Here is a 12,352-nt window from a genome sequence, read left to right on the forward strand (position 1 = left end):
CCCCCTGAAAGCTTTTTGCCGCACAAGTCAAGCTGCAATTGCTAACGATTTGCAGCAGCAGGTTTCTAGTGCTGGCGAATCACGTCCAGGAAAGCTTCGCCATAGGCTTCCAGCTTGCGCGCGCCGATGCCGACCAGCTGGCCCAGTTCCGCCAGGCTGGCGGGGCGCAGCGCGGCCATGTCGCGCAGGGTGGAATCGTGGAAGATCACATAGGGTGGTACGCCCGCTTCGGCGGCCAGATCGCGGCGCAGCGTGCGCAGCGCGTCGAACAGCGGATCGCCGACCGGGTTGAACCCGCCGGAGCGGTCGCGCCGCGCCTTGCGCCCGCTTTCGCGCTTGGGCGGCAGCGCGATCATCACAGCCGCTTCGCCTTTTAAAACCTCTTTGGCGTCGCCGCCCAGCGCCAGCCCGCCATGCTCGGTCGGGACCAGGCTGCCCCGGGCCTGCAAGGCGCGGGCGAGGGGTTTCAGCAGCGGTGCTTCGTCCGGACCGACAATGGCGAACACGGTGAGCCGGTCGTGCCCGCGTTGCCGGACTCGCTCGTCGTCATGGCCGAGCAGGACTTTCTCGATATGGCCCAGGCCATAGGACTGGCCGGTGCGATAGACCGCCGACAGCAGCTTTTGCGCCAGAGTTGTCGCATCGACCACGGCGGGCGAATCCAGGCAATTGTCGCAATTGCCGCAAGTGGCGGGCGGGTCTTCGCCGAAATGGCGCAGCAGCAGCGCGCGGCGGCAACCGGCGGTTTCGACCAGGCGCGACATGGCATCGATCCGGCTGCGTTCGCCAGCGCGGCGGCTTTCCTCCACCTCGTCGAGCCGCATCCGGGCGCGGGCGAAGTCCTCTGCCCCCCACAGCAGCAGCGCGACCGAAGGATCGCCATCGCGGCCCGCGCGGCCGGTTTCCTGGTAATAGGACTCGATCGATTTCGGCACACCCGCATGGGCGACGAAGCGCACGTCGGGCTTGTCGATTCCCATGCCGAAAGCCACCGTGGCAACCATCACCATGTCTTCGCTGGCAACGAATGCGGCCTGATTGGCGGCGCGCACCTGGGGGTCCAGTCCGGCGTGATAGGGCAGGACGGGGCGCCCGGTGACAAGCGCCAGCTTGTCCGCCAGTTCCTCCACCTTGCGCCGGGTCGGGGCATAGACGATGCCGGGGCCGGGCTGCTCGGCCATCAGGGTGGTCAGCTGGCGCACCGGATTGTCGCGATGGCGGATCGCATAGCGGATATTGGGCCGGTCGAACCCGGCAACGATCAGGCCGTCGTCGGGAATGCCCAGCTGGGCCAGCACGTCGGCGCGGGTATGGGCATCGGCCGTGGCGGTCAGGGCAAGGCGCGGAACCTGCGGAAAGGCATCCATCAGCGGACGCAGCGCGCGGTATTCCGGAATGAACTCGTGACCCCATTCGGAAACCAGATGGGCTTCATCAATTGCGAATAGGCAGATTCGCGAGCCGGTTAGAAAGTCCCGGAAATGCTCCATGGCTGCTCTCTGGGGAGCAACATAGAGCAAGTCCAATTCGCCAGCTCTGAATTTGCGCATAGTTGCGCCGCGATCATCGTCGGCGCTGGTCAGGCTGGCGGCGCGGATGCCATTGGCTTCGGCGCTGCGCAGCTGATCGTGCATCAGCGCGATCAGCGGGGAGATCACCACGCAGGTTCCCGGCAGGGCGACGGCCGGCAACTGGTAGGTCAGGCTCTTGCCCGCGCCGGTGGGCATGACCGCAAGGGTCGACTGGCCTGCCATGATCCGGCCCACGACCTGATCCTGCACCCCGCGAAAGGCGGAGAAGCCGAAGGTATCGTGCAGTTTCTGAAGGAGGTCCGGCGCAGTCACGCCAGCGGCCTAGCCGCAGCCGCGCCTCAACGGAAGGGCGCGGCGCCCGCTCTCTCCACAATCGCTTCTTCGGCGGCGGTATAGGCGCTGCGCCCGCGCGGCGCATCGGGCGCGACGGCAGTGGTGAAATAGGCCAGGCCCCGGCCCGAAACCGGATCGAACCACAGCCCGCTCTTGAGGCCATAGGCATCGCCCGCATGGCCCAGGCGCAGGCGGCCATCGGTGAACAGGTCGTCATGGCAGCCCCTGCCGCCCGCCCCGATCCGGTGCAGGGCGAGGCCATAGGCGCAGAAGAAGCCGCTCGCCGTGCCGTCCTCGCCCAGGCCGTTCTGACCGTCAAAGCGCCATTCCATGCGGCCAAGCTGCGCGAAGGCGCGGGGCGAGAGGAAGCCCTTGCCGCCCCTGGCCAACATCTGCCCGATCCGTGCCAGGTCGAGCATCGATATGCGCAGCCCGCCCTGCGGGGAAAACAGCGCGCCGTTGTCTCCGGGGCGATAGGTCGAGAGGTCGCAGGCGCCGCCTTCCTGCACCACGACCGGGCAGGCGGGCGGATTGCCCTTCAGGTCATCGCGCGCCACTTCGCCGCTGTCGCGGTAAAGCACGACCGCGCTACGAAAGGCGCTGGCCGAGCAGCCCGCGCCCCAGTTGAAGCAGGCATCCAGCCCCAGCGGTTGCAGCACCAGGCGGCTCATCAGCACGTCAAACCGCTCGCCCGTCACCCGTTCCATCACGCTGGCGACGACGGGGAAGTTCAGGTTGGTATAGTGGAACCAGCCGGAACCGGGCGCGTGGTCCCTGTCCCACACGCGGGGATCGGCGAGCCGCTGCTGCAAGGTCATGCCGAGCGGGATGATGTAAAGGTCTTCGCCGTCGAGCAGGCTGGACTGGTGCGAGAGCAACAGCCGCAGGGTGATCGGCCGGTCGAGGAACGCCGGATTGCGGACCGGAAAGCCCAGGTAGGCGGAAACGTCCCGGTCCAGATCAAGCTGCCCTTGATCGACCAGCCGCATCACGCCCAGCGCCGTGACCAGTTTGGAGATCGAAGCGATCCGCACCGGATCGGCGGCAGTGACTTCGCGGCCCGTGGCGCGGTCGGCCAGGCCCTCTGCCAGGACGGGGCGGATCTTCTGCCGGTCGAAAGCGACCGCGACGCTGGCCGGACGCGCGCTGGCCGGTCCGGCGGGCAGGAGCAGGCTGGCCAGGGCGGAGCAAAGAAAGGCAAACCGCATGGGCAGGGTGTGCCGCTCCGTCCGCCGCCGCGCAATGGCCAATCGGGGCCTCAGTCCAGATTGGGCCGCAGCCAGCGCTCCGCCGTTTTGAGGTCCACGCCGCAGCGCTTGGCATAGTCTTCCAGCTGGTCATGGCCGATGCGGGCCACGCCGAAATACTGGCTTTCCGGGTGCGCGAAGTAGAAGCCGGAAACCGCAGAGGTGGGCAGCATGGCGTTCGATTCGGTCAGCGTAATGCCTGTGCTCTGGGTTGCGCCCAAAAGGTCGAACAGGATCGGCTTCAGGCTGTGGTCGGGACAGGCGGGATAGCCTGGGGCCGGACGGATGCCGCGATATTCTTCGCGGATCAGCGCTTCGTTGGTCAACTGCTCGCCCGGCGCATAGCCCCACAGCGTGGTGCGCACGTGCTGGTGCAGCCGCTCGGCAAAGGCCTCGGCAAAGCGGTCGGCCAGGGCTTTGAGCAGAATGTCCGAATAGTCGTCGTGCGCCGCCTGGAAGCGTTCCAGGTGCGGTTCGATGCCGTGGATGCTGACCGCAAAGCCGCCGATCCAGTCGCCATCCGGGTCGATGAAATCGGCGAGGCAGAAATTGGCGCGGTCGCGGCTCTTGCGGATCTGCTGGCGCAGCATCGGCAGGCGGACGTGGCGTTCCTCTTCGGTGAGGTAGACCATGATGTCGTCCTCTTCCCGCGCGCAGGGCCAGAAGCCGACGACGCCGCGCGCGGTCAGCCACTTTTCGCGGACGATCTTGTCCAGCATGGCCAGGGCATCGGCCTGGAGCGCGCGGGCGCTTTCGCCGACCACTTCGTCGGTCAGGATCGATGGGTAGGTGCCGTGCAGTTCCCAGGCGCGGTAGAACGGGGTCCAGTCAAAGGTCTCGACCAGATCGGCCAGGTCCCAGTCGTCAAAGACGTGGATGCCCGGCTGCTCGGGCGGCGGCGCCTTGTCCGACATGTCGGCCTTGAACGCATTGGCCCGCGCATCGGCCAGGCTGAGCAGGATCGAGGAATCCTTGCCCGCGCGCACGTCGCGGATGTGCTGGTATTCGTCGGCAACCGACTGGATGAACGGCTCTGCCTGGGTATCGGACAGCAACTGGCTGGCCACGCCGACCGCGCGGCTGGCATCCAGCACGTGGATCACCGGGCCGTCATAGGCCGGATCGATGCGCAGCGCGGTGTGGACCTTGCTGGTCGTCGCGCCGCCGATCAGCAGCGGCATGGTGAAGCCGGCGCGCTGCATTTCCTCGGCCACGGTGACCATTTCGTCCAGGCTGGGAGTGATCAGGCCAGACAGGCCGATCATGTCCGCGCCTTCCGCCTTGGCCGTTTCCAGGATCTTGGCCCAGGGGACCATGACCCCCAGGTCGATCACTTCATAGCCGTTGCACTGCAGGACCACGCCGACGATGTTCTTGCCGATGTCGTGCACGTCGCCCTTGACCGTGGCCATGACGATGCGGCCCTTGGCCTTGGCTCCGGCCTCCTTTTCCGCCTCGATGAAGGGGATCAGGTGGGCGACCGCCTTCTTCATCACGCGGGCCGACTTGACCACTTGCGGCAGGAACATCTTGCCCGCGCCGAACAGGTCGCCGACCGTGTTCATGCCGGCCATCAGCGGCCCTTCGATCACTTCGATCGGGCGGGCGTGAAGCTGGCGCGCTTCCTCGGTATCCTCGACGATATAGGCGTCGATGCCTTTGACCAGCGCGTGTTCCAGGCGGCGGACGACGTCCCAGCCGCGCCACTCCTCGGCTTCCTTGGCGGTCTTGGCATCGGTGCCCTTGAAGCTTTCGGCCAGCGCGATCAGGCGCTCGGTCGCGTCAGGGCGGCGGGCCAGGATCACGTCCTCGCAGGCATCGCGCAGGGCCGGGTCGATCTGGTCATAGATGTCGAGCTGCCCGGCATTGACGATGGCCATGTCCAGGCCCGCCGGGATGGCGTGGTAGAGGAAGACCGAATGCATCGCGCGGCGCACCGGCTCGTTCCCGCGGAAGCTGAACGACAGGTTCGACAGGCCGCCTGAGCAATGGACGTGCGGGCAGCGCGCCTTGATCTCGGCCACGGCCTCGATGAAGTCCAAGCCATAGCGGTCATGCTCTTCCATGCCGGTGGCGACGGCGAAGATGTTGGGATCGAAAATGATGTCTTCGGGTGGGAAGCCGATCCCGGTCAGCAGCTTGTAGGCGCGCTCGCAGATTTCGACCTTGCGCTCCCTGGTGTCGGCCTGACCCTTTTCGTCAAAGGCCATGACGACGACTGCCGCGCCATAGTCCATGCATTTGCGCGCCTGGGCCAGGAACGGCTCCTCGCCTTCCTTCATGGAGATCGAATTGACCACCGGCTTGCCCGAAACGCATTTCAGCCCGGCCTCGATTACTTCCCACTTGGAACTGTCGATCATCACCGGAACGCGGGCAATGTCCGGTTCGGCGGCGATCAGTTTCAGGAACGTGGTCATCGCCTCGACCGCGTCGAGCAGACCCTCGTCCATGTTGACGTCGATGATCTGCGCGCCGTTTTCGACCTGCTGGCGCGCCACTTCGACCGCCTTGGTGTAGTCACCGGCCAGGATCAGCTTCTTGAACGCGGCAGAGCCGGTGACGTTGGTGCGCTCGCCAATGTTGACGAAGCGGGCGGTGGAGGCGGGTTGGGTCATGGTTCAGGCTGCAATCACAAAAGGTTCAAGACCGGCGAGGCGGGTCACCGGCTCAAGCTGCGGGAGCTGGCGCGGCGGCAGGCCTTCGCAGGCCTTGGCAATGGCGGCGATATGGGCCGGGGTCGATCCGCAGCACCCGCCCAGCACGTTGACCTGTCCGGCCTCGGCCCATTCGCGGACCAGGCCCGCGGTGGTTTCCGGCATCTCGTCATACTGGCCCAGTTCGTTGGGCAGGCCGGCATTGGGATAGACCATGATCAGTGCATCGGCGATCTGGCTGAGCGTGCGGACATGGGGCCGCAGCTGCGAGGCGCCGAACGAGCAGTTGAGGCCAATGGTCAGCGGCTTGGCATGGCGCACCGCGTTCCAGAAGGCTTCGACCGTGTGGCCGGACAGGTTGCGGCCCGACAGGTCAGTCAGCGTCATCGACAGCATGATCGGAATGTCGCGGCCCAGTTCCTGCTCCAGCTGCTTGACCGCCATGATCCCGGCTTTGCAGTTGAGCGTATCGAACACGGTTTCGATCAGGATGAAGTCGGCCCCGCCCTCGACCAGCGCGGCAGCCTGTTCGTGATAGACTTCGACCAGATGGTCCCAATCGATCTCGCGGTAACCGGGATCGTTGACGTCCGGGGAGAGCGACAGGGTCTTGTTGGTCGGGCCGATGGCCCCGGCAACAAAGCGCGGGCGGCCGTCCTTTGCGGTGAACTCGTCGGCAATGCGGCGAGCCAGGCGGGCGCTTTCCAGATTGATCTCGCGCACCAGATGTTCGGCGGCATAGTCGGCCTGGCTGATCCGGTTGGCGGAAAAGGTGTTGGTTTCGGCAATGTCGGCCCCGGCCTCGAAATAGGCGCGGTGGATCGCCTCGGGCACTTCCGGCTTGGTCAGGGCCAGGATGTCGTTGTTGCCCTTCTGCTCCTTGGCCAGGCCCAGATTGCCGGCATAGTCCGCCTCGGACAGTTTCCAGCCCTGGATCTCGGTGCCGAACGCACCATCGGTAATCAGGATGCGCTGGGCCGCTGCGGCCAGGAATTGTTCTCGAACAGTCACGTCATTTCACCTTGTTCGTCACCCTGAACTCGTTTCAGGGTCTATCGCGCCGAAAGACCGGGGCGCAGAGTATCATGCTTCTTGGCCGCGTAGGCTGGCCATTCGGAGGTCTGCCTGTGTTGCCCGATGGACCCTGAAACGAGTTCAGGGTGACGGGTTAAGGGGCAATCCGGGATCATTGCGACGCCTTCGGGCGCAGGCCGAGCAGGTGGCAGATCGCATAGGTCTGTTCGGCGCGGTTGAGGGTGTAGAAGTGGAAGTCGCGCACGCCGCCCTGATAGAGGCGGCGGCACAGGTCGGCGGCGACCGCGGCGGAAACCATGGCGCGCGGACCGGGCAGGCCGTCCAGCCCGACGAACAGCTCGATCATCCAGCCCGGAATTTCGGTATTCCCGCTCATCCGCCGGATCGCGTTGAAATTGGTCACCGGCATGATCCCCGGCAGGATCGGCGCGGTAATGCCCGCTGCCAGCACCTTGTCGAGGAAGCGGAAGTAGGCATCGGTGGAATAGAAGAACTGCGTGATCGCGCGGCTCGCCCCGGCGTCCAGCTTGCGCTTCAGGTTATCAAGGTCGGCCTGGGCGCTGGCCGCTTCAGGATGGACTTCCGGGTAGGCCGCGACCGAAATCTCGAAATCGTGCCGCGCCTTCAGGCCCGCCACCAGCTCTGCCGCTCCGGCATAGCCCTGGGGGTGGGGCGTGTACTTGCCCCCCGCTTCCGGCGGCGGATCGCCGCGCAGGGCGACGATGTGGCGCACGCCTGCTTCCCAGTAGCGGTCCGCCACTTCGGCAATCTCGTCCTTGCTGGCCGCGACGCAGGTCAGGTGCGCGGCGGGGACCAGCGCGGTTTCGTTGACGATGCGCGAGACTGTGGCGTGGGTGCGTTCGCGGGTCGATCCGCCCGCGCCATAGGTGACCGAAACGAAGCTGGGATCAAGCGGGGCGAGCTCCACCACCGCGTTCCACAACTGCTGCTCCATCGCCTCGGTCTTGGGCGGGAAGAATTCGAAGCTGACCCGGAAATCGCCGGGGATCGTGGTGAACAGCGGGCGGTCTTCGACCCCGCGCAGCAGGCTTGGCGAATTCATCAGCGGACTTCTTTCCTATGCGGTGCGCGCGGCGCATGGGCCTGGTCAGCAAGGCGCTGGCCAGTCCAGATCTTGACGGTAAGCGGCTTGCCGGGAAGCGCGACCGGCGGGGCGGCGCGGAAACCGGCATCGGCCAGCAGGCCCAGCATCTGCTCGTCGGAAAAGCCCAGGCGGGCATGGGCGTGCTGGGTGCGCAGTTCCTCGCGGTCATGCGCGGCGAAGTCGACGATGGCGATGGTCCCGCCGGGGCGGCAGACGCGCGCCGCTTCGGCCAGGGCGGGGGCAGGCTCCTGCGCATAGTGCAGCACCTGGTGGAAGATCACCGTGTCAAAGCTCTCGCTGGCAAAGGGCAGGGCGGTAAAGTCTCCCTGGACCAGGTCGAGCCGGTCAGCGGGCAAGTCCTGCAAGCGGGTGCGGGCCAGGCGGAGCATTTCCGGGCTCTTGTCCAGACCGGTGACATGATTGGCGCGACTGGCCAGCAGTTCGGCAATCCGCCCGGTGCCCGTGCCGATGTCGAGCAGCGCGCCCAGACCTTCGCCGCCCAGCGCGCGGACCAGCGCGGCTTCGACCGGACCGTCGGGCGAATGCAACCCGCGCAGTTCGTCCCACTCTGCCGCGTGGCGCGCGAAATAGGCCTGGGCCGCCGTTTCCCGTCCGGCGCGGATCGCGGCCAAGTGGCGGCGGTCTTCCGCGCAGCGGGCGGCAAATTGCGCGTCGTCCTGCTCGGCCATGGCCAGCATTCGTGCGGCGGCGGCGCCCAGCGGCGGGGCGCGGTGTTCGCCAATCGCGCTGCGCAGGAACACCCAGGCGCCTTCCTTGCGCCGTTCGGCCAGGCCCGCATCGCACAAAATCTTGATGTGCCGTGACACGCGGGGCTGGCTTTGTCCGAGCACTTGCGCCAGTTCGCCCACGGCAAGCTCCATCGCCGCGAGCAGGCGCATGATGCGCAGGCGCGTCGGATCAGCCAGGGCACGCAGGGTCGGTTCAATCCGCATGGCGGCGCATATAAAGAAATCTTTATATCCGATCAACCAGTGATCGCGCGAATCTTTCGCATGGCGCTTTCCGCTCTTGGCAAGCAGCGCCGGACGGGTCTAGGCTGCGCCTTAACCTGCGGCAATATGCCGCTATCCCGCGAATTTCGAAAGGTTGTTCGATGAAAAAGCTTCTGGCCGCCGCTTTCGTTTCCTCCGCTGCACTGGCCCTGGCCGCTTGCGGGCAGAGCGAAAGCGCCAAGGAAGAGGCTCAGGCCGACAACGTCGAAATGCCTGCTGAGGAAGCTGTCGGCGACATCGACGCGACTCCAGTGGCGGAAGCTTCGGCAGCGGCGGGCGCCGATGCGGCGACCACGGCTGCGGCGGAACCGGCCAAGCAGTAGGGGCCTAGGCCAGAGCGGCGCTGATTTCGGCGGCGGTTGCGACCAGCGACCGGCCGAGCAGCTGCAAGGCGGCCTGGTCATGCGAATTGGCAAAGACCGAGGCGGAGAGGCAGAACCGCGAGCGCCCCGGCAGGGGTATGCGGCAACCCAGCGACGCGATCCCGGCATGGCCGCTGCCATCGTCGATAGCATAGCCCTGCGCGCCAGCCTCTGAAACTTCGCGCAGGTACTGGTCAAACTCCAGCGGGCGCTGCCAGCGCACGGCGGCAAAGCGGCGCTGCAATTCGCTGGTCGAAAGGCCCTCGCTTGCCGCCAGGGCGCGGCCCGTGGCGCCGCCGCCGATCGGCTGGCGCTGGCCCACCACCATGTGAATGCGCGTGGCCGCTCCGCTTTCGCTCAGCGCGATCAGGGCGAGCCGGTCAGCCGAGACGGCGTGCCACAGGCCGACCGTCGCCTCGGCCCGCTCCGCCAGTTCGCGCATCGGGGCGGCGGCGCGGGCGATCAACCGCTCGGTGAGGCGGCCAGAGCTGTCCAGCTCTCCCCAGGCGGCGGTGACGCGGTAACGCTGGTCCTCGGCCCGGGCGATCATCCCTTCGGCCACCAGAGTGCGCAGCAGGTTCAGGCAGCTGGACGGGCTGAGCCCCAGTTCGCGCCCGATCTGCGACAGGGTTAGCCCGTCGGTCCGGCGCGAGAGCAGGCGCAGGATGGCGAAAGCCTGGGAAACAGAGCGAACCGGACCGGACATTCCGCCTCTCTAGCTTTTCATATATGTGAAAAGCAATTCCAAATGATGAATTGACTTTTCTTTTCGCCGCGCCATTGCGATGGTCTGGCAAAGGAGAGATTCGATGGCGGGCATGCTGGAAGGAAAGGTTGTTGCAATCACCGGCGCGGGACGCGGCGTGGGCCGTGAAATCGCGCTGCTTTGTGCCAAGCACGGCGCGGCCGTGGTGGTGAACGATCCGGGCGTGGGCGGCGGCGGCGAAGGCGGCGATGCCGGTCCGGCGCAGCAGACCGTGGACGATATCGTCGCGGCAGGCGGCAAGGCCTGGGCCAACCTCGCTTTCGTGAACGATCCCGCCGGTGCGCAGTCGATCATCGAGGATGCGGTCCAGCGCTTTGGCCGGATCGACGCGGTGGTCAACAATGCGGGCATCCTGCGCGATGCGATCTGGCACAAGATGAGCCATGAGGACTGGCGCGCGGTGATCGACGTGCACCTCAACGGCGCGTTCTATGTCTCCAAGGCCGCGACCCCCTATTTCCGTGAGCAGCAGTCGGGCAGCTTCATCCACTTCACCTCGACCTCCGGCCTGATCGGCAATGTCGGCCAGGCGAATTACTCGGCTGCGAAGCTCGGCATTGTCGGCCTGTCGCAGTCCATCGCGCTCGACATGGCGCGTGCGGGCGTGCGCTCCAACTGCATCGCGCCGTTTGCCTGGAGCCGCATGACCGCCTCGATCCCCGCCGAAACGCCCGAGCAGAAGGAGCGGGTCGAGCGGCTCAAGACCATGAGCGCGGACAAGATCGCGCCGCTGGTGGTCTATCTTGCCTCGGATGCCAGCCAGGGCGTCAGCAACCAGATCTTCTCGGTCCGCAAGAACGAGATCGTTCTCTACAACAAGCCGCGCCCGGTGCGCTCGATGACCAAGATCGAAGGCTGGACGCCGGAAGCCATCGCGGATGAGCTTATCCCCGCCTTCAAGCCCAGCATGGCGCGCGCCGATGAAGTTTCGGCCCATGTCTTCCCCTACGACCCCATCTAAGGAGCCGGCGCAATGAACCCCGGAATGGACGCGGAAACCTTTGACCAGTTCATCGAACAGCTGCGCCGCTATGTGCGCGAACGGCTGATCCCGGCTGAAGAGGACGTTATCGCCCAGGATCGCATCCCGGACGATATCATCCAGGAAATGCGCGAAATGGGGCTGTTCGGGATCACCATTCCCGAAGAGTTCGGCGGCGCTGGCATGAACATCAGCCAGTACATCGAGACGGTGAAGCAGCTGTCCTATGCCTCGCCGGCCTTCCGCTCGACCGTGTCGATCAACATCGGCATGACCGGCAGCGCGATCAAGAACTATGGCACGCCGGAGCAGAAGGCCGAATGGCTGCCGCGCATCGCCAGCGGCGAGATTGCCTGCTTCGGCCTGACCGAGCCGGGTTCGGGTTCGGACAGCGCGGCCATGCAGACCACGGCGGTGCGCGATGGCAACGGCTACAAGCTCAACGGCACCAAGCGCTACATCACCAACAGCCCGAATGCGAAGATCGGCCTGATCATGGCCCGCACGTCGAAGGAGGCCCTGCCCAAGAACGCGCACGTCTCGGCCTTCATCGTCGACATGACGACGCCGGGCATCACCATCGGCAAGCCGGACAAGAAGATGGGCCAGTCCGGCGCGCATATCGCCGACGTGATCATGGAAGACGTCCACATTCCGGGATCGGCGCTGGTCGGCGGCGAGGAAGGGCGCGGCTTCCAGATCGCGATGCAGAGCCTCGACAATGGCCGCCTCTCGGTCGCGGGGATGAGCGTCGGCATGGGCCGCCGCGCGCTGGATACGGCCATCCGCTATGCCACCGAACGCAAGGCCTTTGGCGAACCGATCGCCAACTTCCAGCTGATCCAGGCCATGCTGGCCGACAGCGAGGCAGAACTCTACGCCGCCGAATGCATGATCACCGACGCCTGCGCCCGCGCCGACCGGGGTGAGAACATCCTGCGCAAGGCGGCAGCGGCCAAGCTGTTCGCTTCGGAAACCTGCGGCCGCGTCGTTGATCGCTGCGTCCAGGTCTATGGCGGCGCGGGTTACCTCGCCGAATATCCGGCGGAGCGCTTCTTCCGCGATGCCCGCATCCTGCGCATCTACGAAGGCACCAGCCAGATCATGCAGCTGCAGATCGCCAAGCACCTGCTGCGCGAATTCAAGAGCGAAGGGGCCGTCTGGTGATCCTGGGGGAAAACTCCCCCTTCTCCGTTCGTGCTGAGGAGGGATTGAGTGCAGCGAAAGCCCGTCTCGAAGCACCCGGCGCGGCCCTTCGAGACGCGTCTTCGCATCCGCTCAGCCGCTCCTCAGGGCGAACGGTGTAATCGCTCAAGGAGC

General features: G+C 66.0%; 10 protein-coding genes. 3 read left to right on the plus strand and 7 right to left on the minus strand.

The features are described 5' to 3' along the window. Nucleotides 1-65 precede the first annotated feature (65 nt). The 6 genes from ACQKOE_RS11605 to ACQKOE_RS11630 form a co-directional block, all read right to left on the minus strand. The gene (locus ACQKOE_RS11605; protein WP_427512912.1) at nt 66-1,844 is read right to left on the minus strand and encodes a RecQ family ATP-dependent DNA helicase; all 1,779 of its coding nucleotides are present in this window, start codon (nt 1,842-1,844) and stop codon (nt 66-68) included. 26 nt (nt 1,845-1,870) lie between these two features. Then, nucleotides 1,871-3,073: a serine hydrolase domain-containing protein gene (locus ACQKOE_RS11610; RefSeq protein ID WP_427512913.1), complete on the minus strand. Its 1,203-nt coding sequence runs from the start codon at nt 3,071-3,073 to the stop codon at nt 1,871-1,873. A 50-nt stretch (nt 3,074-3,123) separates the two neighbouring features. After that, nucleotides 3,124-5,730 (minus strand): methionine synthase, encoded by a 2,607-nt coding sequence (gene metH, locus ACQKOE_RS11615; protein ID WP_427512914.1) that lies wholly within the window; start codon nt 5,728-5,730, stop codon nt 3,124-3,126. Between the two features lie 3 nt (nt 5,731-5,733). Next, the gene (locus ACQKOE_RS11620) at nt 5,734-6,780 is read right to left on the minus strand and encodes a homocysteine S-methyltransferase family protein (protein WP_427512915.1); all 1,047 of its coding nucleotides are present in this window, start codon (nt 6,778-6,780) and stop codon (nt 5,734-5,736) included. 175 nt (nt 6,781-6,955) lie between these two features. Then, entirely contained in the window at nt 6,956-7,867 is a 912-nt protein-coding gene (gene metF, locus ACQKOE_RS11625; protein WP_374588384.1) for a methylenetetrahydrofolate reductase [NAD(P)H], read from the minus strand. Next, complete coding sequence (locus ACQKOE_RS11630) at nt 7,867-8,862, minus strand: ArsR/SmtB family transcription factor (RefSeq protein ID WP_427512916.1); 996 nt, start codon at nt 8,860-8,862, stop codon at nt 7,867-7,869. Before ACQKOE_RS11630 ends, metF begins: the two co-directional genes overlap by 1 nt. 161 nt (nt 8,863-9,023) lie before the next feature. On the opposite strand from ACQKOE_RS11630, the gene ACQKOE_RS11635 reads away from it, so the two are divergent. Further along, nucleotides 9,024-9,245, plus strand: a complete 222-nt coding sequence (locus tag ACQKOE_RS11635; RefSeq protein ID WP_427512917.1) for a hypothetical protein — start codon at nt 9,024-9,026, stop codon at nt 9,243-9,245. Nucleotides 9,246-9,249: 4 nt separating this feature from the next. On the opposite strand, the gene ACQKOE_RS11640 is transcribed toward ACQKOE_RS11635, so the two are convergent. After that, nucleotides 9,250-9,990, minus strand: coding sequence for an IclR family transcriptional regulator (locus tag ACQKOE_RS11640; protein ID WP_374588378.1), 741 nt, complete (start codon nt 9,988-9,990; stop codon nt 9,250-9,252). 103 nt (nt 9,991-10,093) lie between these two features. Between ACQKOE_RS11640 and ACQKOE_RS11645 the strand changes: the two genes are divergently transcribed. Together ACQKOE_RS11645 and ACQKOE_RS11650 are read left to right on the plus strand one after the other, a co-directional pair. Beyond that, nucleotides 10,094-11,011 carry an SDR family NAD(P)-dependent oxidoreductase gene (locus ACQKOE_RS11645; RefSeq protein ID WP_374588376.1) on the plus strand — a complete coding sequence of 306 codons (918 nt, stop codon included), beginning with the start codon at nt 10,094-10,096 and terminating at the stop codon, nt 11,009-11,011. A 12-nt stretch (nt 11,012-11,023) separates the two neighbouring features. Further along, nucleotides 11,024-12,199, plus strand: coding sequence for an acyl-CoA dehydrogenase family protein (locus ACQKOE_RS11650; protein ID WP_427512918.1), 1,176 nt, complete (start codon nt 11,024-11,026; stop codon nt 12,197-12,199). Nucleotides 12,200-12,352: the final 153 nt, after the last annotated feature.

Origin of the sequence: Novosphingobium sp. NPDC080210, from assembly GCF_050281025.1 — a bacterium.
Classification (GTDB): domain Bacteria; phylum Pseudomonadota; class Alphaproteobacteria; order Sphingomonadales; family Sphingomonadaceae; genus Novosphingobium.

Excerpts from the sequence above, each read along its gene's own strand:
- ACQKOE_RS11610 (WP_427512913.1), bottom strand. The coding sequence starts at position 3,073 with ATGCGGTTTGCCTTTCTTTGCTCCGCCCTGGCCAGCCTGCTCCTGCCC.
- metH (WP_427512914.1), bottom strand. The coding sequence starts at position 5,730 with ATGACCCAACCCGCCTCCACCGCCCGCTTCGTCAACATTGGCGAGCGC.
- metF (WP_374588384.1), bottom strand. The coding sequence starts at position 7,867 with ATGAATTCGCCAAGCCTGCTGCGCGGGGTCGAAGACCGCCCGCTGTTC.
- ACQKOE_RS11630 (WP_427512916.1), bottom strand. The coding sequence starts at position 8,862 with ATGCGGATTGAACCGACCCTGCGTGCCCTGGCTGATCCGACGCGCCTG.
- ACQKOE_RS11635 (WP_427512917.1), top strand. The coding sequence starts at position 9,024 with ATGAAAAAGCTTCTGGCCGCCGCTTTCGTTTCCTCCGCTGCACTGGCC.
- ACQKOE_RS11640 (WP_374588378.1), bottom strand. The coding sequence starts at position 9,990 with ATGTCCGGTCCGGTTCGCTCTGTTTCCCAGGCTTTCGCCATCCTGCGC.
- ACQKOE_RS11645 (WP_374588376.1), top strand. The coding sequence starts at position 10,094 with ATGGCGGGCATGCTGGAAGGAAAGGTTGTTGCAATCACCGGCGCGGGA.
- ACQKOE_RS11650 (WP_427512918.1), top strand. The coding sequence starts at position 11,024 with ATGAACCCCGGAATGGACGCGGAAACCTTTGACCAGTTCATCGAACAG.